The organism is Terriglobia bacterium (genome assembly GCA_020072565.1).
Lineage (GTDB): Bacteria > Acidobacteriota > UBA6911 > UBA6911 > UBA6911 > JAFNAG01.
This window is the reverse complement of record JAIQGI010000039.1, coordinates 1-25,134: the sequence shown is the minus strand read 5'-3', so window position 1 is coordinate 25,134 and position 25,134 is coordinate 1. Positions and strand designations below refer to the sequence as shown.

Below are 25,134 nucleotides of genomic sequence, written 5' to 3'. Positions count from 1 at the left end.
GCCTGCCAGCGAAGGGAGACGAATCCGTGCGGTTCGCCGATGGGGGCCGCGTCGTGTGTACAGCGAGCATCGGGGCCTTCAGATCCACTATCAGATGTTGGGACGTCGACACGGGAAAGGCAATTGCGACGACGAAGGGTGGCGCATGGACTGAGATCGAGAGTGCCTATCGCGCACGCAGAATCGTAATGTCCAATTACACTACGGCGGCGGGCATGTGGAACCCGCTCGAAGGATAGGAAGGATTGGCTGCCGTTGTGCGGTCGGCCTTTCTGCAAGCCCCCCGGCTGCACCTGCTGATAAAAGGCGATGTAAACTTGGGGGCTTGTGCCGCCCTCCAAGGCAGGATTCTACATCTGAGCTGGTGGTCTGGATCCGTTTTTTTGACGCACCTACACCTATTGCAGGGCAGATTAGCTGCCCCACCCGGTCATTTGGGCAGACGCATGCCTGGCAAGGCCGATTGGTCGCTCTGCTACCATGCATTCGCTATGTCATCAACTACAACTACGGGCTGGAACTGGTCAGGAGCTACATCGAGGCGAGCGGCGGCGGCGCGGACAAGCCGAAGCGCCGCTGGATGGAGTTTGCGGCCCCGGTCGCCTCTCCACGCCTTCCCTCCGGTCTCCGTTGAGCATGCTGCGCGTGGCGCCGCCCGCCGCTGTGGGAATTCGGGGACGTCCAAACCTGGTTCATCTTGTTTTCCAATCATCAGATGCCCGTCAAAAACAAGATGAACCAGGTTTGGACGTCCCGAATTTCCCCGAATTTCAAATTGACCTGCTAGAAAAGGCATAGAGGACAGCCGCCAGTGTCCCTCGAGACAGCTGGCTACTTGTTCTATTTCCCCCATCGACGACGCGCTCACTTGATATACAATCCGCGGTGAAAACATTTGACCTCAAAACCAGATCGGTGGCCGCACCCTGGCTGGGATTTAATCTAAAGTCCATTCGGGCTGTCGGTCCCGCTGCTGCCGTTAGAGGATTCAACGGAGTAGTTGACATGCGTACCGCTAACACACGTCGGAGCTGCCATCGATTCCTCGTGGGCATCGCCCTGGCCACGACGTGCGCTTGTCTTCCAGCCAGTCAGGCGCCTGACGCGCCCTCGGCTCATGGAGACGAGTTCATCCAGAGCCCGGGATTCATGGTCGTAGCCGATCGCAGAGTATTCGCGGTTATGGCGTTTCTCAACGCCGTGGGTTTCGACAAAGAGGTCGCAAACATGCCGATGCATCCGGTTCGAACCAGGGTCCGCGAAATGGTATCGGCCAGCCTGCGGAGACATCCTGACAAGCTGAGCGCCTGGAAAAAGCGATACGCCGATTGGAACTTGCAGCCGTTCCACTACCAGGACTTCGCGCTCAGTTTCACCCCCGACTACCCATTCCGGCGCGTGCGCCAGGACAGCGAATTGGGCTACCCGCAGACCGCCCGCCGGCTCCGTGAATTTCCCGACATCCTCAACGATTTCTGGACGACGGTCGACCTCCCGACCGTCTGGGAAGCGGTAAAACCGGATTACTTGGCAGAATTGGGCCTGTACGACCTCGGCCGCATGGCTGCTGACCTGAGCTCCACATGGCAATACCTTCGGATGACCCGCAGCGACTCCTTCGTGCTCGTCAGCATTCCCAACCTTCTTGACTCCCACTACCAGGCGATCGGCGCGTCATACGGTCGCTTTTACTACTCGGTTGAGAGCCCCGGTGCCAGTGCGCACACGTTGAACGTGCACGAATACCTCCACTACATCATCAATCCGCTGGTCAAGGCGAACTCCCGCCGGCAACACGCGAAGCTGCGAGCATATTTCGATGCAGGCAAGACCGGGCCGATGGCGAGGACGTACCAGGAAGAAGTCACTTTTGTATACGAGTGCCTGGTACGGGCCCTGGACAGTCGCATCGATGTGACGAGGACAAAGGACGCCGAGGTTCGCGCGCGCATTGAGAGGCGCGTCGCCAATGAGACCGAAAGAGGACTGAACCTGGTACGTCCGTTCTACATCCTGCTCGCCGAGTTTGAGGAGGCTAGGATGCCCTTTAACCAGTACCTTCCCATCCTGTTGGAGAGGCTGCCGCGCCACAATGCAACCTATTAGGAGACGGAATTCGGGGCCGTCCACCTCTGTGTGTCGCCAATAACCCATAAGGCTGCAAATTCAAGCAGTTAACGCGGGCGCTGGGGTGCACCGCTATGCTATAAACCTGAACTCATGATTCCATTTTCTTTTGGTTTCCTTGCCTGCCTTAGCGCTTTTTTTCGTTCCCGTTACAACCTCGGCATCGAAATCCTTGCCCTGCGTCAGCAGCTGGGCGTACTCCAGCGAAAACATCCTCGCCCTCGACTGCGAATTCAGGATCGCATATTTTGGGTCCTGCTCCGCCGCCTTTGGCCTGCGTGGAGAAACGTTCTGGTTATCGTCAAACCTGAAACGGTTGTCGGTTGGCACCGGGCTGGCTTTCGTTTGTTCTGGCGCCTTCGATCGCAGGCAAAGAGTCGCGGCAGGCCCAAGATCGATGCCGAGCTTCGAGGTCTCATCGAGCGGATGGTGAACGAGAATTCGACCAGGGGCGCTCCGAGAATTCACGGTGAGCTCCTCAAGCTCGGCTTTGACGTCTCCGAACGAACTGTTTCCCGGTATCTACTGCGCCTGTATCCTCGGAATCAGGCGCGCAAGCTCTGGGCTGCCTTCCTTCGCAATCACCGCGAGGTCATCGCTGCCATGGACTTCTTCACCGTGCCGACCCTCACGTTCCGAGTCCTATAAAGACACACCGGCGATGCGACCTGTTGCTTGCAGGCCGGAAGCCGCGCGTTTGGTTGCATTCCAGCGCATCGGTGGCTTGCATCATCGATACGATTGGCAGCAGGCCGCGTGAAGAGATCGTTCGATCGCCGCTGAATAAGGCCGAACAAAGAGATCGGTATGTGAGCCGTGGCCTTGATGCCCGGCGTGATTTCTTTCCGATCTGCTGGACTGGGCCATTTAGCCCTCTGGAGTCGTCCTGCTTCCCCGCACGTAAATCCGGAATTCGGCTCCGATTTGGTTTTGTCGACCCACAGGGGACAGTCGCTCCGCGCCCGTCGTAAATTGGAAAACGGCCGTTCGCGATGGGCGCTGCAGGATAGTTCCCGATTTGTTCCCACCTTCGAAGGTTCAGTTCTCAGACCCTCGAACCTTCGGACCTTACTTGATGCCGCTCACGTCGATCGCCCAGACGCCTCGGCCGTGCGTGGCCGCCACGAGCACGCGATCGCGCGGATGGACGATGAAGTCCATGACGTTGACCGACGGCAGATTGCCGCCGAGCACGTCCCACTTCTGACCGCCGTTCGTCGTCACATAGATGCCGAAGTCGTTGCACGTGTAGAGCACGTTGGCGCTCACCGGATCTTCACGGATCATGTTCATCGGACCGCCCGGCAGATTGCTGCCGATGCTTTTCCACGTCTTGCCGTAGTCCGTTGACTTGTAAAGATAAACTGCGAAGTCATCTTCATAGCGGCCCTGCTGCGCGAGATACACGGTCGACTCGTTGAACGCCGACGCGAGAATCTTCGCAACCCATTTCTTCTGCGGCAGCTTCGATGTGAGGTCCGTCCACGTCTTGCCGTCGTCCATCGTCACGTGCAGATGCCCGTCGTCGGTGCCGGCGTAGATGAGTCCTTGTTTCTTCGGGGATTCGGAGATGGAAATGACGTCCTGGTAGGGAATGTCGCCAAGCTGCGTCTTGTCGTTACTGCTCAAATCGCCTGTCAGCTTTTCCCACGTGTCGCCGCGATTGCGCGAACGGAAGAGGTACTGTGCGCCGAAATAGATCGTGTTGGGATCGAACGGCGAGAGGAGCAGCGGCGCGAGCACCTGCATGCGCAGCGGATCGTCACCCGGCACGGCCGGGGGCCGAACGTTCTTGGTGCGCTGCGGGCCGGCCGGCTGCGGCGCGGCGGCCTGGCGACCTCCGGCCTGTCCACCGGCGCCGGCGCCGCGCGGCGCGGCCGCAATGCTCAGGTCGGTGCGGGTCACCTTCTCGGAATAAATGATGTTCGGATTGGTCGGATCGATCTGGTGCTCGCAGTACTCGCCGCCGATGCCGCCACCTTCGCTCGAAAACGCGACCGGCTGCAGATTGCTGCGGCCGCCACGCAGATCGACGACGCCGCGATAGCTGCCGTGATCCTGCACGGAGCCGACGACGTGAAACGGCGTGTCCATGTCGTAGGCGATGTCGAACCACGTGCCGATCGGCAGCGGTGCGCGATTCCATGTGACGCCGCCGTCCGTCGTGAGACGGAAGCCGCTGTCGTTGCCGCTCAACATGAACTTCGGATTTTTCGGATCGATCCAGTAGCCGTGATTGTCGCCTCCGGGACCGCGCCCGGCGCCGCCACCTGCGCCGCGCGCTGCCGCGCCGCCCGCCGTCGGCGGAGGCGGCGGGACGATCGGCCCGAACGTCTTGCCGCCGTCGGTCGACATGCTGACTGAAAGCGCGAGCACGTACACTTTGTTCTCATCGGTCGGATCGACGCGAATGTTGCCGAACACCCAGGCGTAGGTGCCCGACATCCCACGCATGAACGCGCGCTGCGCATCGTCCTGCCCGCTGACCAGCCGCCACGTCGCGCCCTTGTCGTCGGAGCGATAGACCTCGTTGCCTTTGATGACGCCGCCCTGACCGGCCCGGCCTGCCGGATTGCGCGCCCCAGCGATCGCGTTTGTATCAATTTCGTAGTTGTCAATGAACGCGTAGACGACATTCGGATTCGACTGCGCGACGGCAACGCCGATGCGGGCCAGGACATTCGCCGGCGGCAGGCCGTTCGTGAGCCGCGTCCACGTCCGGCCGGCATCCGTCGTCTTGAAGATGCCGCCCTCGTTGAAGCCCGGCTCGGGCCGCGGATCGTTCCAGTGCCGCCGCTGCCGCTCCCACGCCGCGGCATAGAGCGTATTCGGGTCGCTCGGGTCCATGGCGATGTCGTTGACGCCTGTCTTCCGGCTGATGGAGAGCGCCTTCTGCCACGACTTGCCGCCGTCGGTTGTCTTGAAGACGCCGCGCGTCTCGTTCTCGGTCCACTCATGCCCGGCAGAGGCCACGTAGACGATGTTGGGGTTCGTCGGATAGACGACGATGCGGCCGATCGTGCCGGTGTCGGCCAGCCCCATCTGCTGCCACGTCTTTGCGTTGTCGACCGACTTGTACACGCCTACGCCCGAGTACGAGCTGCGAAAGATGTTCGACTCGCCGGTGCCGACCCAGACGATGTCCGGATTCGATGGCGCGACGGCCAGCGCGCCGATGCTCGTCGACGCGGCCTGATCGAACACCACCTGCCAGGTCTGGCCGAGGTCGTCCGACTTCCACACGCCGCCGCAGCACGTGCCGGCGTACAGACGCCGCGAGGCGCCGTGATCGGCGGCGGCGACGTCGGCCACACGCCCGCTGACGTTCGTCGGACCGAGATATGACCACGCGAGATTCTTGAAGGGCGACGAGGACGTCATCGCCTTGTGCGCGTCGTAGGCTTTGAGATGGGATTCGTGATCACTCCCGGCCGTCTGCGCGCCCAGCGTCAAGACCAATGGCACCGCGGCAATCGCGGCGCCAGCCCACAAAATCCTTGATAGCTTCATAATGTCACCTCGCAGATAGACGTACGTTTCATTTTTTCCGGCGCGATCAAGCGCTCCGGATGCATGACGAGATTCTCGATGAAGAACTCCATTATGCGCTGTTGATTCACGCCCGAATGCGGCTGGTCGGGCCCGACCTGCACTTCAAAGCTCTTGCCTGCGCTGCAGCGCGGTGATGATGACAAAAACTCCTTGGCACGCCGCCCTTTTTGGGCCACGCCCCGATGGGCGCCGGCCCGTAGCGTCCGGAGCAATATGTCAACTTCGAGGTGCTGGCCTTGCGAGAGCAGTAACCGGATGCGCCACCGTTCGTTCGGCGTGGGGGCATGAAAGCCGCCCGGCCGCGTCGTTTCGTTGGCCATGAGGCGTGCGGCTTCGCCATCATCGCAAGTGCACTCCCCGGGGCGGTCGTTGCGCGCCGATTCGTGATGCGCCCGCGTCTTCAGCGATCCTATCCCCGCTTCGCATGCACCATTATAAGACGGCAGCCGCGGCGGCGACAGCAGATGATACACTCCGCGTGCCTCGAGAAAGCGTTCGACCTCATCCGCGATGAACGCGCTGCCGTTATCGGACTTCAAAACCAATGGCGCTTCATGCTCAAGACGGCAAGGTGGTTCATGTCTCACACACGGATCTCCTGAATGCCGACGGCACGCCCAAAGCCGCGAAACATATCTGGAATACGCTGACCAAGGCCGGGGTGCCGAGATATCCGGAGCTTTTATGCTTTTCCGATGATCCCGGTGACTGCTCATCTTAAATCTTCTTGACTCCAACGCTGTACTAATAGTACTAGTACAGCTATGTTGCCTTTCAAAGTGGATTTTAAACCGGGCCTTTCCCCGTATCGGCAGGTCATCTATGCCGTTGAGAAAAGCATAGTCTGCGGCCACCTTCGTCCCGGCGATGCGTTTCCATCGGTTCGCGTCCTGAGCCAGGCTTGTAAGATCAATCCTAATACGGCACACAAAGCGATTGCCGATCTGACGCGCAGGGGATTACTCGAAGTGCGCCCCGGAATCGGGACCGTGGTGGCGCATGCTCCGCGCGGATTGCCGCAGGAGCGCAGCACGCTCCTCAAGGAGGATCTCGAACGGCTGGTAGTGGAAGCAAAACGAATTTCCCTGGATCTTGATGACTTGTTGGCAGCGGTGGAAGCTCACTGGAATCGGCTGTCCTCAAGGAAGACGCTGGGGGCCGATGTAGAGGCCGGCAAGGAGAAAGCATGAACTCGGCTTTGTGTTTCGATAACCTGTCTCACCGATACGGCAAGAATGAAGCGCTGCACGGCTTGGATATGGCCGTCCCTCGCGGAAGCTTGTACGCGTTTTTGGGACCAAACGGGGCCGGCAAGACGACGGCCATTCATGTGCTCATGAACCTCATCCACCCGTCCGAAGGAAACAGCACGGTCCTCGGGGTCGACTCGAGACGTCTGGGGCCAGCTGAAGTCGCTCAAATCGGATACGTTTCTGAAAATCAGAAACTGCCTGCGTGGATGACGGTCGCACAGTTAGTCTCGTTCTGCAAGCCGCTGTATCGGTCCTGGGACGATGATCTGTGCCGCAGGCTCCTGCGCCAATTCGATCTGCCGCCAGAGTGCAAGATCAAGTCGCTGTCACGCGGCATGAAACTCAAGGCTGCCATGGTTACCGCGCTGTCTTTCCATCCCCGGTTGCTGGTGCTGGATGAACCATTCGGCGGGCTCGATGCAGCGGTTCGGGATGAGCTGGTCCGCGGCATGCTCGAGCTGGCAGACCAGGATGAATGGACGCTGTTCATTTCCTCCCATGATCTGGAGGACATAGAGAACCTCGTCGACTATATCGGTTTTCTCAACAACGGCCGGCTGATTCTCTCGGAGGAACTGGACCGGCTGCGGGGCCGGCATTGTGAAGTCGAGGTCACGCTGCCTGAAGACGCACGCGTTCCAGACAATTTGCCGCACGCCTGGGTGAACCTGCAAGTCTCGCACAATTTGGTCCGGTTCACAGATACGCATTATGAGGAGCGCGCCAGTGCCTCGCTGATTACGAAGTTCTTTCCCGGAGCGACTGATTTCTTCACGAAACCCCTCTCGTTGCGGTCAATTTTCATCTTGCTCGCGCGCCAATCAGCCGGCACAGCCTCTGAAGGAGGTGCAGCATGAACATCGCGGCTCACATTTTCAAAAAGGATGTGCGACGTTTTTGGCCACTGCTGGTGATCGCCGGTGCCTACCTGACGATGTTAACGACGATTGCCGTTTCGCGCCGTCATTCTGTTGCCTTTCCGACTCTAGACTGGACCTCTTTCTTTTTCTCCAACAGTCTGTTGGGATCCGGCGCCTTTTGGATCCTCTCCATGTTAATCATCGTGTTTTTGATCCACGAGGACAAACATTCCGGCTAATGCGGAGGTTGTCGCAACCGGCCTCACAGGTCGCCTGGAATATCCGTGGGGCACCATTTTGCGCTTCAGCGGGCAGGCGGGCGGTGTTTTTGGACAGCCGCTGCCAGCTTTATTGCCCGGGTACTCAGGGCTTCCCGCCCCGGCGGGTGCAGCCCTGATCCAGCTTCTCTCTCCATCCGACCAGGAGATTCAACAGTTGGATGCCAGCTTAGGGACATATAGCGGCTTGATGAAATTCCGGATGTATCGCTACGCATTGACAGGCTCGCTTCCGCTTCGGGTTGGAGCACGGCTGAAAACGGGATCCACATTGATGGAGATTTCAGAGGTGTCGCGCGAACCGGACGATATCATTGTCAGCTGGCGGGGCCGCAGCATCGGTGAGGGGGATTTCGTCTTTTATGTGATCAATCGTCAACTCCGACAGGTGCTCGGCGCGACGAAATCTGGTGGCAGATTGAGCCAGGGACGTGACATGATTTTGCCGGGTGCGACGATTTCCTATTGGACGCAGTTCTTAAAAATTGACTTAAAGCACAATCTCTATCCGTTTGCAGTCGACCAGTTGTGGTTAGCCGATGCAGAGTTGCTGATTGCGGAAAGGCAGGACGCCGGACAATTCAACCGCCAATTCCAAATCCACGATTTCCGCATCTCCGAGAATACACTTGAGCAATGGGAGAAACGCCTACGCAAGCAATGATTGTTAAATCGATTTAGTAATAGCTAAACCCGGACGGCCTCTGGCCGTGCGACCCTGACAGGCTAAGCCGTTCCGGCGTGCCGTTGTTTTTCTGAATCGGTATCGGTATCGGGATCGGTATGGAAATCGATAAATCACTTTTTCAAAAGGCCGATACCGATACCGATTCCGATGGATGCAAGAGGTCCTGCGTTTTTCGCCCCGCTTTGCGGGGCAGGCCAAAGCCACGGTTTCTAGCCGTGGTCGATCACATGTGAACGACGGGTGTTCGGATTTCTCGGTTCGCACCTGTTTCGCGGTTTCGTGATCGCATTGCCTTAAATCATAGCGGCCAAACCAATCCGCCTCAGCGTTTGAGCTGGTCGATGTACCAGGTGACGCGGAGGGGCGAATCGCCGTGCGATTCGGAGCCGACCGCCTGGTAACGGACGAAACCGTCTCGGTCGACGTAGAAGGTTGCCGGGACATTGTCGATTCCGATCAGGCGGGCGGCCCGCTCGAACGGGAGGCGCGCAACCGGAAATGGGAATTTTGCTTCATCCAGGTAGCGCTGCAGCCGTTTGCCGTCTTCATCAACGCTCACCAGCAGGAACACCACTCCAGGGTCGTTCCGATATTTCTCGTAGGCTGTTTTCAGGTGCGGCAACTCCGCACGACATCCCCCTCACCACGAGGCGAAGAAATTCAACAGCAGGACTTTGCCTTGCAGGCTCGAGGCGTCGTATGGACGGCCGTCGATCGACGTGAGCGCCAGTTTGGGCAGACGACGGTCAATGAGGCTCCTGAGCGCGGCCGCACGGCGCTCCTCGCGGCGTCCGGCCAATTCGGCCGCGAGCCACGCATCGAAGCCGCCTGGGCCGGCCTCCTTTGCGGCGATTGCCGCTAACGCCTGGGTTGCCCTCTGGCGCAGCTGAGGCTGCCCTCCCGTCAGCGACAGCGCGTTCAAGTAAAATCCGCGCGCCCGCTCGGGTGCATTCGTAGCGTTGGCCAGCTCTGCAAGATGGAATTCATTCGTGAAATCCTGGCCCTGCAACAACCGCTCGGCTTCTCCAAGCCTGGCCGCGGCCGCCGCATAGTCCTTCTTCAGAAACAGCGCCCAGCCGGCCAGGTCGAGTGCGGCAGCCTGCCCGCGCGCGTATGATCCGCGGGATTTGCCCGGCATCTGATATGCACCGAGGTTCTCGTCGATGAACCGGTCCGACGCCTTCGCGCCGCGCTCCGCCAGTGCGACCGCCCGGTCGTACTCGCCGCGATCGATCAATATCTGGGCGCCGGTGAAGTATGGCGCCGGATCGGCCTGAGCCTTCGTCCGGGCTTCGATAGCGGCCATCAGGTCACCGACCGTCGTCCCCGGCTCGCGAAACGAGTCGATCTTCGCGTCGAGCGCTTGGATTTCTGCGCGGGGAGGCAGTGGATCAACTTTATCCGCTGCCGCAAAGCTTTCTGCGAGGCGGAGAGCCTCCTTTGCGGACGCACGATCCGCATCGGCGGCGAGCGCCGCCTTCAGTTCAGCTATTGCACGCTCGCGGTGGGACGGCTGGTCGTGCCAGCCGGGGAATGCGCCTTCCTGCTGCCAGCCCTTGAACACGTAAATGCGGCCGAGCGCTTCGTGAGCCTCGGCTGCGGCCGACGGATCCCGCGCCGCCTGCTCAAACGCGGCAATCGCGCTCCTGGAAAGCCGCTGCTCCCACAAAGACGTCCCGCGCAGGATCTGATCGCGCACCGCGGTCTGTGCGAGCGCGGCGGCGACGATTCCACCGGCCGCAATAAACAGCATGCCTCGTCGCATTTTCCTACCCCCGATACGTCCTGTCCCGGTGTTCGGCCGTTGCACTTTGGTATTGACCCTTCGCAAATGATTTTTTATAGAACTTTCCGTTCCGAGAATAAAGCGCAAAACACGCCCTGCCCATCCATATGCTCGAATGAAGTCGGAATCGGAATCGGTATCGATCCATGATCTTTGAAAAGCGCCGATTCCGATACCGAGTAATATCTTTTCGGCTTACAATCGATGTCATAAGGTCTCACTACCATAAATCCGTGCACAGCTTTCACGCACTTCACAAGGCCACTGGAGGTAGCGCACGCATGGCACAGAAATCTGAGTTCAATCGCAGGGCATTCCTGAAACGCGCCGGGGCAACGGCGCTTGCCGCGGGCGCCTCTGCCGGCAGTGTCTCGCTGATAACAGCTGCTGCTCAAGAGCCCGCAACCGGCAGATCGTTCGATTTCGACACGCCGTACAACCGCTTCGGGACCAACTCGGTCAAATGGGATCAGCCCATCCGCAACTTCAACTGTCCGGACCTGATCGCCGGCATGGGGATCGCAGATATGGATTTCCGCGCGGCCCCGTGCATCACGCGGGCGCTGGCGGAGCGCTGCAGGCACGAAAACTGGGGGTATCTGGAAATTCCGCAGGAATTCACCGGCTCAATCGTTGCGTGGAACAAAAAACGGTATGGCCTCGCCATCGATGCCGCGACGATCGTGCTCACGACCGGCGTCCATCCGGGTATCATCTCGGCGCTGAAGGCCTTCTGTCCTGCGGGGACCAGGGTGCTCCTGAATACGCCGACGTATGATGGTTTCTACGGCGATTTGCGATACGGTAACCTGCTGCCCGAGGACGTGCCGATGAGGCTGGCCGATGGGCGCTACTCGCTTGATTTCGACGAGTTCGAGCGTCACATCAGTCAGTCGACCAATGCTTACATCCTCTGCAATCCGCAGAACCCGACCGGCAACGTCTGGTCGGCCGACGATCTGCTGAGGATCGGCGAGATCTGCCTGAAACACCGGGTCGTCGTGCTGGCAGACGAAATTCATTGCGATTTCGTGATGCCGGGCCAGAAGTACACTCCATTCGCAAGCCTTCCCGACAAGGCGGTTGTGGACAACAGCCTCACCTTCAAGGCAGCGAGCAAGTCGTTCAGCCTGGCGGCGATGAAAAACGGCTGGTATTTCTCAACCAACCCGGAACTGCTTGCCAAGGCCAAGGCGAACAACCGTGCCGACATTACAACGCTCAGCATGGTGGCCAATATGGCGGCGTTGACCGAAGGCGCTGAGTGGCTGGATCAGCTGCTTCCTTATATCGAAGGTAGTCACAATCTCGTCGCGTCTTATGTCGGGGCAAACATGCCGCTTGTGAAGTACGCCAAACCGCAAGGCACGTACCTGTGCTGGCTCGATGTGACCGCCGTAGCCGAGAGAATCGGCGCGCGACAGAAGGCTGCCGCGGCGAGCAAACCCGAAAAAGCGGTCACACCCGAGCAGATCGTGCAGACCTGGTTCGTGGAAAACGCGCGAGTCGCGCTGAATCCGGGCTCGTCCTACGGGACCAGCGGCCAGGACCACATGCGCATGAACATTGCGACCTCGCGCAGGACGCTCCGGAAGGCGCTGGAGAGCATGGCCGAAGCCCTGAACAAACTATAACCAGTTCTTTTGGGGCGGCCGGGCACTGCCGCGTGATCAAATTCAGATCTGATGACCGCCGGCACGTAGTCATTCCTTGCCGGAAAATGCCATTTCTGAACCACATGCCAGTTTTAGGTGACCCAGCTAACGGTCGAGTTCTGCTAAATCGGTTACCCATTACGGCACGGTCCGATTTATAATGGCTCCACCACACAGAATCTCACCTGACTTGCCGTACCGGAGGGCAGCATGCCCGAGATTGGCCAGGCCATATCGCATTCTAAGATTGTGGAAAAGCTCGGCAGCGGTGGTATGGGTGTGGTCTACAAGGCTGAAGATACCTCTCTGGGCCGGTTTGTTGCCCTGAAATTCCTCCCAGAAATCATATCCAAGGACAGTCAGGCCGTGGAACGGTTTCAACGCGAAGCGAAGGCTGCTTCGGCCCTCAATCATCCGAACATCTGCAAAACGGGGACTGACGCCGGTAAGCTGCTGCAGCGCCTGCAATTGATGCGATTTGAGGGCCTCCCGGCACGGCTTACGGGCAGGATTTGAGGTCGTTTTCGGGATTTAAGACACCAGCCTGTCCCAACACTGTGGGCGCAGCGAGATTCCCTTTTGTTAAAGCCAAGATTCGGGTCTGTTTTTTGACTGTAAGGGCCAGTTCTGGACTTCAAAATCGCAGATCTCGCGTGGCTCCATAGATTGGCGTTGTCAGTCCCCGATTCCCGATTCCCGATTCGAAACGATCCCCTGGAACTATGACGAACCGTAAGCATGCACCTGAAGGTACATGAAAGGACAGCCGCACCCCGCCGCAAAAACGCGCATCCGCCCCTGCCTTTATCTGAACTGACCCGCATCTGGGCCGCACCCTCTGCCGGAAGTGGGCCCGAATCCTGTATCCACCAGGATCGTTTAGAGTTATGATCGCTTGCAGCGTCCTGGCGGACGCGGAAATTTGACATAACGGCTCCATAGCCGAGGCTGAAGGGGACGCTGCCTGGGAGAAGGGACCACCGACTCGGCAGGTTATTTCGACTATCCATCTTTGGTACGATAGGTCGAGGCCGCGATTCCCTGTGGCCTCTGCCGTGTACGTGTACCCTCAATAAGGGGAGATATCATGAAGCGATATGTTGCCATTCCGGGGATTATTCTGGCGGCCGTTCTGGGTTGGGCGCCTCTGCCTGCGCAACAGCATGCCACAACCGCAGCCGCGCGCTATTTCCCGCCCAAGGGATCCTGGACAGCGCGTTCACCCGCAGAACTGGGCTTCAATCCGGCGAAGCTGGCAGCAGCGATCCAGTTCTCGATTCAGAATCAGAACCCGAACACCAGGAACCTGGCGGAGGATATCCTCAACACCTTTCGCAACGAAACGCCCTACAACAAGCTGATCGGCCCGGCACAGGAGCGGACCGGCATGAACGGCGTCATCATTCGACATGGTTATGTGGCTGCCGAGTGGGGCGATACCAAGCGCGCGGATATGACCTTCAGCGTAACCAAATCCTTTTTATCGACGGTGGTTGGCCTGGCCTACACACGCGGGCTCATCAAGAATCTGAAAGGCCCGGTCGCAAACGACATGCCCCCAGGAGTGGACCTTTTCGCTTCCGAGCACAATCGAACGATCACCTGGGAGCATCTCCTGCGTCAGACCAGTGACTGGTCCGGAACTCTTTGGGACAAACCGGACTGGGCCGACCGCCCGCCCGCGGGGCAGAAACCCGAGCAGTGGCCCGACCGCGAGATGCATGACCCGGGCGCGTTCTATAAATACAACGACACACGGGTGAACGTCCTGGCGCTTGCCGCTCTGCACATGTGGAAGCGCCCGCTTCCCGACGTGCTCCGCGAAATGGTCATGAGGCCGATTGGCGCATCGGACACATGGCATTGGGAGGCGTACGATAACGCCAGGGTCGACATCAACGGCCGCCGCATGAAGTCGGTAACCGGGGGAGGCCATTTTGGCGGCGGCATGTTCATCAACGCCTGGGATATGGCGCGATTCGGCTATCTGTTTTTGAATAACGGGAAATGGCGCGGGCGGGTAGTGGTGCCGGAACAATGGATCGATCTGGCAAAATCACCGGGCCCGGCCAATACCGCTTACGGCTTCATGAACTGGTTCCTGAACACACCGGACCCGGTCACCAACGGGCGTCCGGCGCGCCAGATGTACCCGGCCGCTCCCGTCTCAGCCGTAGCATTTCGCGGCAACGGCGAAAACATCATCTACATCGATTGGGAACACGATGTCGTTGCCGTCGTCCGCTGGATCACCAATGCGAACGGCTTTGTCACCCGGTTGATCGATGCAATCGAAAAGTAGGCCAATTGTGGCAGCTGAAATTCTCCCGGGCGCTATCGTCTGGTGAACGTCACGGAGAGCCTGGACAGCCGGGACCTGCAAGTCCGGCCCATTTGTGAGGTTACCATCGAGGGTTCGTGCAAGAAATAACCAACGTCCGTCGAAGCCAATTGGGATGGCGGTTCAGGGAGGCCATGAAGACCATGGATGCTGGACCCATGAAACCGGTGATGTTATTCTTCGAAGCCGGCAGCTTTCTAATGGGCAGCGAGTCAGGAAGAGACGATGAGGCTCCCCCGCATCGTGTGGAACTTTCCCCTTTTGGGCTTGCCAGGTTTGCTGTTACCAACCGGGAGTATGGTATGTTCCTTAAGCAGACAGGCGCACAGCCGCCGCCTTCATGGAATATGCCCCGATTCGACCATCCCGAACAACCTGTCGTTGCAGTCAGCTGGCACGATGCCGTGGCCTACTGCGAGTGGCTGAGCCGCACGTTGAACGAGGCATACCGCCTGCCTACAGAAGCGGAGAGAGAGTACGCCTGCCGCGCCGGTTCGATCACCGCCTATCCTTGGGGGGACAGCCCTCAGCGCGATTGCGGGGACTATGGGAAGCGTTGGGCGGACGGTGGTCCGGAAATCGTGGGTGGCCCGCCCAACGCATTCGGACTTCACAACATGGTCGACAACGTTCACGAGTGGTGCGCCGACTGGTATGGCCGGGACTATTACAAATCCAGCCCCCGCCTGGATCCTCCCGGCCCCCCATCGGGAACCCGCAGGGTGTCCCGAGGAGGCTCCTGGCGTCACCATGTGAAGGTGACCCGCAGCGCGGCACGCAGTGCGATTGATCCGGGATTCCGTTACACCGACTTCGGCTTTCGTCCGGCTCTGAACATAAGGAGGGAACAATGAAATCGCCGCTAGCCAAGATGGTTCCGGCGGTCTTTGGGGTCGGGTTCGCCATGATTTGCCTGGCCCAACAGGAGGCGGACCCGGGGTTTGATAGCAAGGTAGCGCGTCCTGCGTACACGACGACACACCCCCGGGTGCTGTTTGATGAAGCACACAATAACTTCCACACGGCGACCGGACGTTACAAGCCGTTTGCGGACCTCATTACCAGCGATGGGTACCAGGTAACGCCAAACAAGGCGAAGTTCAGCAAGGGGGTTTTGAACGGGTACACGATCCTCGCGATTTCGAATGCCCTCGGCGCTCCGGCCATGAACAGCCCCGAAGCCGCGAACGCGGCGTTTTCCGAAGAAGAGTGCGACGCGGTTCGAGACTGGGTGCAGGCAGGCGGGAACCTGCTGCTGATCGCCGACCACGCCCCGATGGGCGCGGCCAACGAGCGGCTGAGTCTTCGTTTCGGAGTCGAGATGAGCAAGAGTTTTACCGCCGACCCCGTGAATCACGACAATGAAACCGACAACGAAGGCTTCATCACATACAATCGCGACGACGGATCGCTCGGCGATCATGCGGTCACCCGCGGGCGGGACGCAAACGAGAAAGTCTCGAACGTGATCGTATTTACAGGCCAGTCGCTGAAGGGTCCCGAAGGCAGCGTCGCCTTCCTACGACTGGCGGCCACCGCAGTCGACGTCGTCCCGACCCCCCAAGGCCAGATAGGCAAAACCACTTCCGCAGCCGGGCGGGCGCAGGGTGTAGCGCTGAAATTCGGCAAAGGGCGGGTCATAGTCCTTGGGGAAGCCGCGATGTTGTCGGCCCAGCTTGCGGGCCCCCAACGGATGAAGTTCGGCATGAACCGCCCGGGGATCGATAACCATCAACTCGCGCTGAACATCATGCACTGGCTGTCGGGGCTGATCGGCGATTAGCCGCCGGATGCCGATGGCGGCCACCACCTGGTCGGAACTTCTCCATCTGGATTTCCGTACTGATCAGCACGCTTGCTGAACGATCGGCAGGAAAATGCTACTTTCATGAGAGCGACAAGCATGCGTCTCCGAAAGAGAATCCCGCTCATCATCCCCATCATCCTTTTCTCAGGTCCGGCACTCACCGTGGCCGTCCGGACCCAAGCGACTTGGGCAGCGGAAGAGGGCACAACCAAAAGCGAACAGCCGCTTCGCAGCGGATCCGTTTTCGAACCGCGCAGCCCAGCGCCGATCGAAACGCCTTTGCCTGCGGCACCCCCGGCGATCAACGGATCTTTCGATGCGGCATGGGCCCAGTCCGGCAACCAGTTCCCGGTCGTGAAATTGAACGAGGTCCCCCGGGAACTCGCCCCGGTCGACTTTCTTGCCCAGGCCCCGGTCATCGACGGCGTGCTCGATCCCGGACTGCGAGGTTTGCCGCGCAGGGCATTCTCCCAGGTCGATCTCTTCGACACCGCCGAGAAGCCGGTCGACGCCCAATACCGGCTGGCTTACGGCACCCAGTTCCTTTACGTCTATGTCGAAGCCCGAGGGAACCAACTGACCTACAACGACAGGGCGTATCAACGAACGATAGGCAATTGCTTTGGAGGGGCTGAGAGAGGGTGGCGCACATGGAGGGGGAGGGGTCGGCAATATCCCCGATTTCAGGACGAAGATGGCTGCAACTGCCGGGAAGCGACCTGCGGGAGGAGAATACGGATGGCGGGATCGGGAGGGGAAGTGGGGCGGGACGTCCCGTCCCGCTCTCCCTCCCGATCGCAGTGCCGATTTCGGGCACACTTCGGCTTACGCGACCGGGGCCGTCTTGCAAAACTCAGGAGCCCGGACTGCCTCAGCCAGCCTCGTCAAGGCCGGCAATCCCCTCTCTTTTTAGCATTTGCGTGATCGGCCGCTACTGCGGCGCATTCACGGTGCGTGGTCGCATCGCAAGCCGGGGAGCAGCCAAGTCGATCGGTTTGGATATGGGTCGCTCTGATTTCTGCCGAGCCTCACCCGAAGCCGACCAAGGGGTACAACTGGACGAGGCCGAGGGGGAAAGGTTGAAGGTACCAGGAACGCCGACCTTCTTTGTCGGTAGGGTCACGCCCGATCGTAGCGTCCAGGTAACTCACGCTTTCGTAGGCTCGAAGGCCATAGAAGGACTGGAGGGAGCTCTGGGTCGTTTCTTTGGCAAGTAGCCATCAACCATGTCGACCACATTGAGCATCATTAAATCGATCACTCGTAACCTTCAACCAGAGCGTCGGGGCAAATCTCTACCCGGAGATTGGAACCCTATCCCGGAGATTCGACTATCTAGAGGCGCTCCACTCGTCTTGACATGCTAAAGGAATCGCGCAATACTCATTTAGAATGTCAAAAGGAAAAACGAAACCCGACCTGCTGCAGGGCACGCTCGACCTGATGGTGCTGCGCACCCTGGAAACGATGGGGCCGCAGCACGGCTTCGGCCTCGCGAAACGCATCCTGCAGATCTCCGACGGCCTCCTCGATCTCAACCAGGGGACCCTCTACCCGGCGCTGCTTCGCCTCGAGCAGCGCGGCTGGATCCGGGCGCGATGGGGCACCTCCGAGAACAACCGGAGGGCGCGCTTCTATGAGCTCACGAGGACCGGGCGCCGCCAGATCGCTGCCGAGGAGCGGGACTGGGCTCGAACGGTGGCGCTGATGCAGCGGTTTCTCCGTTCGGGCGAGGAGGGCTAATGATTGCACTGTTGCGTCGCCTGCTCGCTGCCGTTCGCCGGAACAAGGCCGAGCGCGACCTCGACGACGAACTCCGGTTCCACCTGCAGTCGCTCGCCGACGAGTTCGAGGCCAAGGGCCTCAACGCCAATGCCGCCCGGCAGGCCGCCAGGCGCGCCTTCGGCGGCGTCGAGCAGACCAAGGAGGTCTACCGCGACCGGCGTGGCCTGCCGCTCGTAGACGGCGCTCTTCGCGACCTGCGCCACACCGCCCGCTCGCTGCTCAGATCGCCGGGCTTCACGATGATCGTCGTGGCCACCATCGCGCTGGCGATTGGCGCGAATGCCGCCGTGTTCCTGCTGCTCGACCAGGTGGTCCTGCGCCCGCTTCCCGTTGCGCAACCATCCGAGCTGGTGATCGTCAGCGCGCCGTCGCTGCCGGTCGAAACCGGCCGCGGCATGCTGTCGCGCACGGGCCGCCGTTCGGATGGACAAATGAGCCACGGCGTCTCGTATCCGCTTTACCAGACACTGCGAAAGCGCATCCCTCTGTTCCAGGACGTCCTGGCGCACCGGGAGTTCCGGCCGACGCTGCTGGCCGGCACGGCGCCGGTGGTGGCAGACGCCGAACTGGTAACGGGAAACTACTTCGACATGCTGGGAATCAAGTCGGCGATCGGCCGTACCCTCCGGCCGGACGACGATCATATTCCGGTTGGCAATTCCGTGGTCGTGCTTACACACGGATTCTGGCAGCGCCAGTTCGGCAGCGATCCATCCGTGCTGAACCGAACAATCCGCGTCAACAACTGCCCGCTCACGATCGTCGGTGTCGCTGCCCCCGGTTTCTCGGGAACCAGTGGCGGGAGGGGCCCCGACCTCTTCGTCCCGCTGACGATGAGCAATCAGGTCGCGCCATTGCGCGGGCATGATGTCCTAGCAGAGGAAGTGAGCTCGCTGAGCGTGCTCGCGCGCCTCGCGCCGGGCGTTTCTCGAGATCAGGCCGAGAAATACCTGCGCGGCGTCTACGAGACGCTCTTTGATGAAGCTGCAGGGCGGATCACCAAGACATTCGACGCGACAAGCTATAAGGCACGCTTTAAAGAGTTTCTGCAAGTGTCGCTCTTCCCCGGTGGATATGCGTCGAGCGCGCAGTCGGCGGTAACGCGAGAGCTGACGTTGACGCTCGAACTGCTGATGACGATGGTGGCGCTGGTGCTGCTCATCGCGGCCGGCAACGTGACGAACCTCCTCGTGGCGCGTGGGGCCGCCCGCGCCCGGGACATGGCGATTCGCCTCGCCATCGGCGCCGGCCGCTGGCGCCTGCTGCGCGAACGGCTCATCGAGAGCCTCGTGCTCGCGCTGGTTGCGGGCATCACCAGCCTGTTCGTCACCGTATGGGTAGTACGGCTCCTGCCGCTCGTGTTGCCGTTCGGCGATCGCGCGGCCGGCCTGTCGCTTACGCTCGATCGCCGCGTTGTGGTGTTCAGCTTCCTGGTCGCCGTTGCCACGGGCCTGTTTCTCTGGCTGACGTCGGCGTTGCAGGTGACACGTCGCTCCTCCCTGCCGCTCCTTTATGCGGGCGCGACGAGGCAGGCGGGTGCGGGCAAGCCGTTGCGATTGCGTCGTGGTCTCGTCGTCGTGCAGGTTGCTCTGTCGCTTGGGCTGCTGTGCGCCTCCGCCCTGCTGGCACGCAGCCTCTACAACCTCGTAACCGTCGATCCCGGCTTCAAGGTCGAGGGGCTGTCCGCCTTCTCCGTGCAGCTGCCCGACGCCGCCGGCACGGCGGAGCGCAAGACTCTTTTTTTGCGGCAACTGCTCGAAAACGTCCGCGGCCTGCCAGGCGTGCAGGCGGCGTCGCTGGCGAGCGACCTGCCGTTCACCGGTGGCGGGGGGGGAAGCTGGGCGTCGACGCCGGGTGTCGAGAAGCGGATCTCTTACGATGAAATCGACGTCGGTCCCGACTACTTCCGGACGATCGGCATGCCTCTCGTTGCCGGTCGCGACTTCAGCGGGCAGGACGTGTCCGGTGCTGAAAAAGTGGCCGTGATCAATGAAGCGTTGGCCTCCGCACTGTTCGGCGATGGCAAGGCGATCGAGCGGTTCGTGTCGTTCGAGGAAGGCATGCCGGCGGACACGCGCATCGTCGGGATCGCAAAGGATGCGAAAGCCGGGCCGCGCGCCGCGGCGCGTCCGACGATCTACCTGCCATGCTTCCAGCGACCGGGTCCCGCCACGATGAACATCGTCGCACGAATGACCGGCCGGGAGACGTTGTCGGCCGGCACCGTGCGGAGCGTGTTGAAGCGCCTGGATGCGTCGGTGGCTTCGTCGGAGCCGCGGGCGATGGCCGACTATATCGCCGAGAGCCTGCTGCGCGAGCGCATGCTGGCCACCCTGTCTGTCTTCTTTGCGGTCCTCGCCATCGTGTTGACGGGGATCGGCCTGTTCGGGCTCACGAGCTTCGGCGTTGCCCGCCGTTCGCACGAAATCGGCGTCCGGCTGGCGCTCGGAGCCGCGCGCAGGTCGATCGTGTGGCTGGTCGTCCGGGAGGTCGCCGTGCTGACGCTCGTCGGCGGGGCGCTCGGCCTGGCAGCGTACGTCGCGGCCAGCCGGGCGATCGGCGCATTCCTGTTCGGTCTCTCGGCGACGGATCCTCCTACGGTTGCCGCGGCCACGATCGTCCTGGCAGCGATCGCGCTTTCCGCCGGCTTCGTGCCCGCCTGGCGCGCGGTTCATCTCGACCCGGCGATCACGCTTCGCGAGGAGTAGCGCTCACTCACCAGCTGGAAACCAGACAGCAGCTCGGTACAGAATCAATGGAACCAACAAGATACGCGGTTCTAATGCAGGTTTTCCGCATTTTTTCCGCCCTTTTCCGCCTGAATCAGCAAACAAACCGGCAAGCAATCGGCAAGCAAGATGAGCCCGAATTCTGGATCCTAACGGAATGATCTCTTTCCAGCTGATGGTGCATTGGGAAGAACACGGAGACGGTGAACCGCGGCTACACATTGCTCTGGAGAGAAACCTGGGCGAACGCCTTCCCGCGCGAGCCCAGGAAAAAGTTCTCGCATCTCGAGGCCTGGCTTTACTCGCGAACGTCCTGGCCGCCGGCATGGATGACGAGGAGGCCGGATTGCCGGACGGGACCATCCACGCCCAGGTCGGGCATATCTCGGCGCAGGTCATGAAGCGCTACTCCCGCATCTGCCGGCAGGAGCTCAACCGTGCCGCGGCGGCGCTGGAGCCGATGTTCTTCAAGAACGTCCTGCTTATCATGCCGGGGGATTCCGACGGCGCCACGGTCAATTAAGAATTATCCATGTCAGGCGGGCGGGAGGTTCCCAAAGAGGGAATTCGGGAGAGCCCTGAGGATTCGGCTTCCACGATAAGCGCGTGATACGGCCGGAACCCAGGTGGGAGCATCGCTAAGCCCGGGGCGACTACTCGCAGGGAGTCCTCGGATCTCCCGAATCCAGACTCGGGCTTGACGCATATATATATTGCATGATATATAAATTAGTAATGAGAGAAAAGACCCCCGACGCCTTCCTCCCGCTTCACAACAATTGGTTCCACATCCTGCTGTCCCTGGTTGGGAATGAGCAGCACGGCTATGGCATCATGCAGGAAGTTCTGGAGCGGACCAACGGGGCCGTGCGCATTTGGCCCGCGACTCTTTACGGCGCTCTGCAACGAATGATCGCCGAGGGACTGATCGAAGAATCCGAGGAACGGCCGGCGCCGGAATTGGACGACGCGCGCCGTCGCTATTACAAGTTAACGCGGCTCGGACGAACCGTGCTGGAGCTGGAGTGCAAGCGATTGCGAGAGATGCTCCGGATGGTGCAGAGAAAGCGCAAGCAGGAGGCTTATTGATGGATATCCCATTGACCGTCTGCCTGGCCCTCTATCGCCGTCTGGCGAGCGCGTATCCCCACGAGTTCCGAATGCTGTATGGGGAGGACATGGATCGGTTGGGCGAAGATGCCATTCCGGAAGTCTGGCGGCGGTATGGCGTGCCGGGACTGCTCCGGCTGCTCGCCGACATCGCCATCCGGTTGCCCGCCACGTATCTGGCCGAGATTCGCCAGGATGTCCTCTACGCGCTGCGAGTACTTGCCAAGTCGCCGGGGTTTGCGACCGTGACCGTGCTTTCAGTGGCCATCGGCATCGGCATGTGCTCCGCAGTCCGCAGCGAGATTAAATCCATCGTGGGTGCCCCTCCAGGCTTGCCCGATCCCGCGGCGCTGGCGACCTTCCGTTGGAGCACCGTCTCATACCCTTACTTCGAGCGCTATCGGGATCAGCGCCAAACAGTGGCGGCGGCGACCGCCCTTATGGGCCCATTGCCTTTCGCCGTGGCGTTTGCGCCGGATAAAGGCGCAGGAGCAGCGCGGTTCTATGGACACCTGGTTTCGCCGGAGTATTTTTCCACATTGGGCGTAACGCCGGCTGCGGGGCGATTCTTCAGCCCGGAAACCGAGAAACCCGGAATGTCTCCGGTTGTAGTGGTGAGCGACCGCTTCTGGCGCACCCAGCTTGCCGCGGACCCTCAGGCGGTGGGCCGCATCCTGCGGCTGAACGGCCGGCCGGCAACCATCGTCGGCATCGGACCGAACGACTTTCTGGGTATCTGGCCCGGAAACCCGGCAGACTTGTTCGTGCCGGTGACATGCGGCGTCGCGCTTGCTCCGGAGCTGGCCGGCAATCCGCTCAATAGTCCGGACCGCGAGGTTTTCCGTGTGGTATTCCGGCTCGCGCGTGGTGTGACGCTGCCGAGGGCAGAAGCCGCCATGAACGCCGTGACCCGCAATTTCGACCGGGAGCGTGGCGTGAATCGCGCACACGACCTGGTGATGCAGCTTATGCCGGCGGGCACGTTCATGGCCGCCACTCCCGAGCAGCGAAGGTTCATAAACACGTTCAATGTGGTTCTTTGGGCGCTGGTCCTGGCGCTGGTGTGCGCAAACGTGGCAAACCTGCTGCTGGCTCGCGGCGGAGAAAGGCGGAGGGAGATCGCCGTGCGTGTCTCCCTGGGCGCCAGCCGGCCGCGCTTAGTGCGCCAGTTGCTGACGGAAAGCGTGCTTCGTCCTTCACTGGGGGGGCCATCGGCGTCGCGCTGGGCTATTGCTTCATGCGCGTACTCTCGTCCATGCCTTCGCCTTTGCCAATTCCGGTGCAATTGCATTCCCATCTCGATTTGCCGGCGCTGGGGTGGACGCTGGCCATCGCTATGGTTGCGGGCGTTGGTTCCGGCCTGGCGCCCGCGCTGTGTTCTGTCCGCACCGATATAGGCCGCGCCCTGAAAGAGGGCTCGCAGGCTCCCCTGCGCGGCTACGGCCGGTTCGGCTTGCGGAATCTCTTCGTGGTTTGTCAAATGGCGGCATCGCTGATGGTTGTCCTGGTCACCGGTCTGGTCGCAACGGCCTTTCTGCAAGCCGCCCGCGTCAGCCCGGGTTTCGATATGGCGGATCTCGGCCTGGTTTCCTTGGATCCGATGCGCGATGGTTACTCGGTCGGACAGGCGGCGAAGCTCGTGGAGGTCCTGCCGGAAGAGTTGTCGCGCGTCAGCGGAATCCGCGCCGCTTCCTTGAGCGCCGCCGCGCAGCCGGCCGGCCAAGTATCCTCTTCCGGCAGCGAAGGGCGGAACGCGCCAGTGATGCAAACGGTCTTCATCAAACGTGTCGGCGCCAATTACTTCGCCACCCTGCGCGCGCCTCTGCTGGCCGGGCGGGAGTTCGAGCCGCGAGAGCAGCGGAACACGGCGGACCAGGGCGCGCCCGTACCGGCGATCCTCAATCAGGCTGCCGCGCGGTCGCTGTTCGGCTCGGAAAATCCGATTGGCCGCCTTATTCGGGAGAGGGAAACGAGCTACACCGTAGTGGGCCTTGTCCGCGACAATCCACCTCCCCCCCTGAAGTCGAAACCAACAGCCACAATGTTCCTGCCGTTTACGGCAACTGTATTCCGCGAGAATCCGACGCAGGGCATCACGGTGCTGGTGCGCGGCGCGGCGGGCCGCGACGTTCTGGCGGCAGTGCGGAGCCAACTCGCATCGTTCCACCCCGATCTCACGGTCTTTAACGCCCGCACGGCCGAAGAGGACCTTAACGGCGGGAACTCTTTCATGGCTTGGCAATCCACAATCTTCGTGATCCTCGGCGTATTCGCGATGCTGCTGGCCTGCATTGGCCTGGGAGGCGTAACAGCGTACGCCGTGGCGCGACGGCGCAAAGAGATCGGTATTCGGATGGCGCTTGGCGCCCGCGGCAGTCAGGTACAAAGGCTGGTGTTGAGGGAAGGGGCGGCGCTGGTGGCCGTGGGTTCGGCGCTGGGCTTCGGCGGCGCGTTCGCGCTGTGGCGTATTCTTGCTGCTTACAGCGACATGCTTGCGCGGACATTCGATCGGCCCGTCAGCGGCCCCTTGCTCATGATCGGAGCGCCGCTCGTTCTGGCCAGCCTGACTATGCTGGCCTGCTACCTGCCGGCGCGCCGCGCGACTCGAATCGAGCCGGTCGTCGCTCTCCGGCAGGAATGAGGCGGGCTTGCTCCCGTGGTCAGCGAAATTCCCAAATAGCCTCGGAATTCCGTGGAGCCGCCCAGTTCCGCCCAGTTCGGATAAAGTCCTTTCTCTCGTTCCAGCCCTGCATGGGATTCGATATTCGCCCATTTCTCGATGAGAGCCCTTGATCCCAAGAGTTGAAACCCGTATAGAACCTGGACACCCAATTTTTTGCGGAAGAACCTGGACACCCATTTTTTTTTTGCGGCTTTTTCTTGGAGAACCCGGATAGAACCTGGACACCCAATTTTTTGCGGCTTTTTCTTGGCACTTTCCATGGGTCCGCCGTTAGTAATGTCAAGAGAGGTGGACCATGGCTTTGCCGCGCAGCAAATACGTCCGGGAAGGGCAAGAAGGGGTCTATCACTGCTTCAGCCGGTGTGTCCGCCGAGCGTTTCTGTACGGCTTCGACACCCTAACTTTGCGGGACTTCTCCCACCGCAAGGCATGGCTGGTCGAACGGTTGCGGTATCTCGCGGCCATATTCGCTATTGAAGT

Annotated in this window: 27 protein-coding genes; 22 read left to right on the top strand and 5 right to left on the bottom strand. The window is 60.7% G+C overall.

All coding sequences use genetic code 11. From position 1 onward, the window contains the following. Window positions 1-26: 26 nt before the first annotated feature. From LAP85_20940 to LAP85_20930, 3 genes are all read left to right on the top strand, one after another. Window positions 27-239, top strand: coding sequence for a hypothetical protein (locus LAP85_20940; protein MBZ5498871.1), 213 nt, complete (start codon window positions 27-29; stop codon window positions 237-239). A 224-nt stretch (window positions 240-463) separates the two neighbouring features. Further along, window positions 464-634 (top strand): hypothetical protein, encoded by a 171-nt coding sequence (locus LAP85_20935; protein MBZ5498870.1) that lies wholly within the window; start codon window positions 464-466, stop codon window positions 632-634. A gap of 371 nt (window positions 635-1,005) precedes the next feature. Continuing rightward, on the top strand, window positions 1,006-2,106 hold the full coding sequence (locus LAP85_20930; protein MBZ5498869.1) for a hypothetical protein: 1,101 nt from the start codon (window positions 1,006-1,008) through the stop codon (window positions 2,104-2,106). A gap of 93 nt (window positions 2,107-2,199) precedes the next feature. Here the strand turns inward: LAP85_20930 and LAP85_20925 are convergent, their stop codons facing one another. Next, window positions 2,200-2,340 carry a hypothetical protein gene (locus LAP85_20925; protein MBZ5498868.1) on the bottom strand — a complete coding sequence of 47 codons (141 nt, stop codon included), beginning with the start codon at window positions 2,338-2,340 and terminating at the stop codon, window positions 2,200-2,202. A 132-nt stretch (window positions 2,341-2,472) separates the two neighbouring features. On the opposite strand from LAP85_20925, the gene LAP85_20920 reads away from it, so the two are divergent. Next, on the top strand, window positions 2,473-2,775 hold the full coding sequence (locus tag LAP85_20920) for a hypothetical protein (protein ID MBZ5498867.1): 303 nt from the start codon (window positions 2,473-2,475) through the stop codon (window positions 2,773-2,775). Between the two features lie 420 nt (window positions 2,776-3,195). Here the strand turns inward: LAP85_20920 and LAP85_20915 are convergent, their stop codons facing one another. Together LAP85_20915 and LAP85_20910 are read right to left on the bottom strand one after the other, a co-directional pair. After that, the gene (locus LAP85_20915; protein MBZ5498866.1) at window positions 3,196-5,637 is read right to left on the bottom strand and encodes a hypothetical protein; all 2,442 of its coding nucleotides are present in this window, start codon (window positions 5,635-5,637) and stop codon (window positions 3,196-3,198) included. Further along, window positions 5,634-6,266: a transposase family protein gene (locus LAP85_20910; GenBank protein ID MBZ5498865.1), complete on the bottom strand. Its 633-nt coding sequence runs from the start codon at window positions 6,264-6,266 to the stop codon at window positions 5,634-5,636. Before LAP85_20910 ends, LAP85_20915 begins: the two co-directional genes overlap by 4 nt. A gap of 177 nt (window positions 6,267-6,443) precedes the next feature. Here LAP85_20910 and LAP85_20905 point away from each other — a divergent pair, with 177 nt between their 5' ends. The 4 genes from LAP85_20905 to LAP85_20890 are packed head-to-tail and all read left to right on the top strand — an operon-like array spanning window position 6,444 to window position 8,734. After that, a complete protein-coding gene (locus tag LAP85_20905) occupies window positions 6,444-6,869 on the top strand; it encodes a GntR family transcriptional regulator (protein MBZ5498864.1) in 426 nt (141 codons plus the stop codon). Continuing rightward, a complete protein-coding gene (locus tag LAP85_20900) occupies window positions 6,866-7,789 on the top strand; it encodes an ABC transporter ATP-binding protein (GenBank protein MBZ5498863.1) in 924 nt (307 codons plus the stop codon). The genes LAP85_20905 and LAP85_20900 overlap by 4 nt, the downstream gene beginning before the upstream one ends. Next, window positions 7,786-8,031, top strand: coding sequence for a hypothetical protein (locus LAP85_20895; GenBank protein MBZ5498862.1), 246 nt, complete (start codon window positions 7,786-7,788; stop codon window positions 8,029-8,031). The genes LAP85_20900 and LAP85_20895 overlap by 4 nt, the downstream gene beginning before the upstream one ends. Window positions 8,032-8,089: 58 nt before the next feature. Beyond that, the gene (locus LAP85_20890; protein ID MBZ5498861.1) at window positions 8,090-8,734 is read left to right on the top strand and encodes a hypothetical protein; all 645 of its coding nucleotides are present in this window, start codon (window positions 8,090-8,092) and stop codon (window positions 8,732-8,734) included. 346 nt (window positions 8,735-9,080) lie between these two features. On the opposite strand, the gene LAP85_20885 is transcribed toward LAP85_20890, so the two are convergent. Together LAP85_20885 and LAP85_20880 are read right to left on the bottom strand one after the other, a co-directional pair. After that, window positions 9,081-9,380, bottom strand: coding sequence for a TlpA family protein disulfide reductase (locus LAP85_20885; protein MBZ5498860.1), 300 nt, complete (start codon window positions 9,378-9,380; stop codon window positions 9,081-9,083). Between the two features lie 18 nt (window positions 9,381-9,398). Next, window positions 9,399-10,523 (bottom strand): hypothetical protein, encoded by a 1,125-nt coding sequence (locus LAP85_20880; GenBank protein MBZ5498859.1) that lies wholly within the window; start codon window positions 10,521-10,523, stop codon window positions 9,399-9,401. Window positions 10,524-10,825: 302 nt separating this feature from the next. Between LAP85_20880 and LAP85_20875 the strand changes: the two genes are divergently transcribed. The 14 genes from LAP85_20875 to LAP85_20810 form a co-directional block, all read left to right on the top strand. Next, window positions 10,826-12,178 carry an aminotransferase class I/II-fold pyridoxal phosphate-dependent enzyme gene (locus tag LAP85_20875; protein ID MBZ5498858.1) on the top strand — a complete coding sequence of 451 codons (1,353 nt, stop codon included), beginning with the start codon at window positions 10,826-10,828 and terminating at the stop codon, window positions 12,176-12,178. 231 nt (window positions 12,179-12,409) lie between these two features. Beyond that, window positions 12,410-12,715, top strand: coding sequence for a hypothetical protein (locus tag LAP85_20870; GenBank protein ID MBZ5498857.1), 306 nt, complete (start codon window positions 12,410-12,412; stop codon window positions 12,713-12,715). A 571-nt stretch (window positions 12,716-13,286) separates the two neighbouring features. Continuing rightward, a complete protein-coding gene (locus tag LAP85_20865) occupies window positions 13,287-14,501 on the top strand; it encodes a serine hydrolase (protein ID MBZ5498856.1) in 1,215 nt (404 codons plus the stop codon). A 173-nt stretch (window positions 14,502-14,674) separates the two neighbouring features. Continuing rightward, the gene (locus LAP85_20860; protein MBZ5498855.1) at window positions 14,675-15,394 is read left to right on the top strand and encodes a formylglycine-generating enzyme family protein; all 720 of its coding nucleotides are present in this window, start codon (window positions 14,675-14,677) and stop codon (window positions 15,392-15,394) included. Beyond that, window positions 15,391-16,323, top strand: coding sequence for a hypothetical protein (locus tag LAP85_20855; GenBank protein MBZ5498854.1), 933 nt, complete (start codon window positions 15,391-15,393; stop codon window positions 16,321-16,323). Before LAP85_20860 ends, LAP85_20855 begins: the two co-directional genes overlap by 4 nt. A gap of 120 nt (window positions 16,324-16,443) precedes the next feature. Further along, window positions 16,444-17,271, top strand: a complete 828-nt coding sequence (locus LAP85_20850; GenBank protein MBZ5498853.1) for a hypothetical protein — start codon at window positions 16,444-16,446, stop codon at window positions 17,269-17,271. Between the two features lie 26 nt (window positions 17,272-17,297). Next, window positions 17,298-17,564 (top strand): DsbA family protein, encoded by a 267-nt coding sequence (locus LAP85_20845; protein MBZ5498852.1) that lies wholly within the window; start codon window positions 17,298-17,300, stop codon window positions 17,562-17,564. Window positions 17,565-17,739: 175 nt separating this feature from the next. Then, the gene (locus LAP85_20840) at window positions 17,740-18,090 is read left to right on the top strand and encodes a PadR family transcriptional regulator (GenBank protein MBZ5498851.1); all 351 of its coding nucleotides are present in this window, start codon (window positions 17,740-17,742) and stop codon (window positions 18,088-18,090) included. Next, window positions 18,090-20,840 (top strand): ABC transporter permease, encoded by a 2,751-nt coding sequence (locus tag LAP85_20835; protein ID MBZ5498850.1) that lies wholly within the window; start codon window positions 18,090-18,092, stop codon window positions 20,838-20,840. Before LAP85_20840 ends, LAP85_20835 begins: the two co-directional genes overlap by 1 nt. Before the next feature lie 178 nt (window positions 20,841-21,018). Continuing rightward, window positions 21,019-21,384 (top strand): hypothetical protein, encoded by a 366-nt coding sequence (locus LAP85_20830; protein ID MBZ5498849.1) that lies wholly within the window; start codon window positions 21,019-21,021, stop codon window positions 21,382-21,384. 212 nt (window positions 21,385-21,596) lie between these two features. Beyond that, complete coding sequence (locus LAP85_20825) at window positions 21,597-21,950, top strand: PadR family transcriptional regulator (protein MBZ5498848.1); 354 nt, start codon at window positions 21,597-21,599, stop codon at window positions 21,948-21,950. Continuing rightward, window positions 21,950-23,368: an ABC transporter permease gene (locus tag LAP85_20820; protein MBZ5498847.1), complete on the top strand. Its 1,419-nt coding sequence runs from the start codon at window positions 21,950-21,952 to the stop codon at window positions 23,366-23,368. Before LAP85_20825 ends, LAP85_20820 begins: the two co-directional genes overlap by 1 nt. Further along, window positions 23,308-24,612: an ABC transporter permease gene (locus LAP85_20815; GenBank protein MBZ5498846.1), complete on the top strand. Its 1,305-nt coding sequence runs from the start codon at window positions 23,308-23,310 to the stop codon at window positions 24,610-24,612. Before LAP85_20820 ends, LAP85_20815 begins: the two co-directional genes overlap by 61 nt. A gap of 337 nt (window positions 24,613-24,949) precedes the next feature. After that, on the top strand, window positions 24,950-25,134 hold a 185-nt coding region (locus tag LAP85_20810), incomplete at its 3' end, for a transposase (GenBank protein ID MBZ5498845.1).

Bases quoted from the DNA above. Each gene is read 5' to 3' on its own strand.
- LAP85_20835 (MBZ5498850.1), top strand. From the start codon at position 18,090: ATGATTGCACTGTTGCGTCGCCTGCTCGCTGCCGTTCGCCGGAACAAG.
- LAP85_20825 (MBZ5498848.1), top strand. From the start codon at position 21,597: ATGAGAGAAAAGACCCCCGACGCCTTCCTCCCGCTTCACAACAATTGG.
- LAP85_20860 (MBZ5498855.1), top strand. From the start codon at position 14,675: ATGAAGACCATGGATGCTGGACCCATGAAACCGGTGATGTTATTCTTC.
- LAP85_20900 (MBZ5498863.1), top strand. From the start codon at position 6,866: ATGAACTCGGCTTTGTGTTTCGATAACCTGTCTCACCGATACGGCAAG.
- LAP85_20815 (MBZ5498846.1), top strand. From the start codon at position 23,308: ATGGTTGCGGGCGTTGGTTCCGGCCTGGCGCCCGCGCTGTGTTCTGTC.
- LAP85_20875 (MBZ5498858.1), top strand. From the start codon at position 10,826: ATGGCACAGAAATCTGAGTTCAATCGCAGGGCATTCCTGAAACGCGCC.
- LAP85_20840 (MBZ5498851.1), top strand. From the start codon at position 17,740: ATGTCAAAAGGAAAAACGAAACCCGACCTGCTGCAGGGCACGCTCGAC.
- LAP85_20930 (MBZ5498869.1), top strand. From the start codon at position 1,006: ATGCGTACCGCTAACACACGTCGGAGCTGCCATCGATTCCTCGTGGGC.
- LAP85_20830 (MBZ5498849.1), top strand. From the start codon at position 21,019: ATGATCTCTTTCCAGCTGATGGTGCATTGGGAAGAACACGGAGACGGT.
- LAP85_20905 (MBZ5498864.1), top strand. From the start codon at position 6,444: ATGTTGCCTTTCAAAGTGGATTTTAAACCGGGCCTTTCCCCGTATCGG.
- LAP85_20850 (MBZ5498853.1), top strand. From the start codon at position 16,444: ATGCGTCTCCGAAAGAGAATCCCGCTCATCATCCCCATCATCCTTTTC.
- LAP85_20870 (MBZ5498857.1), top strand. From the start codon at position 12,410: ATGCCCGAGATTGGCCAGGCCATATCGCATTCTAAGATTGTGGAAAAG.
- LAP85_20925 (MBZ5498868.1), bottom strand. From the start codon at position 2,340: ATGTTTTCGCTGGAGTACGCCCAGCTGCTGACGCAGGGCAAGGATTTC.
- LAP85_20865 (MBZ5498856.1), top strand. From the start codon at position 13,287: ATGAAGCGATATGTTGCCATTCCGGGGATTATTCTGGCGGCCGTTCTG.
- LAP85_20895 (MBZ5498862.1), top strand. From the start codon at position 7,786: ATGAACATCGCGGCTCACATTTTCAAAAAGGATGTGCGACGTTTTTGG.
- LAP85_20915 (MBZ5498866.1), bottom strand. From the start codon at position 5,637: ATGAAGCTATCAAGGATTTTGTGGGCTGGCGCCGCGATTGCCGCGGTG.
- LAP85_20820 (MBZ5498847.1), top strand. From the start codon at position 21,950: ATGGATATCCCATTGACCGTCTGCCTGGCCCTCTATCGCCGTCTGGCG.
- LAP85_20880 (MBZ5498859.1), bottom strand. From the start codon at position 10,523: ATGCGACGAGGCATGCTGTTTATTGCGGCCGGTGGAATCGTCGCCGCC.
- LAP85_20855 (MBZ5498854.1), top strand. From the start codon at position 15,391: ATGAAATCGCCGCTAGCCAAGATGGTTCCGGCGGTCTTTGGGGTCGGG.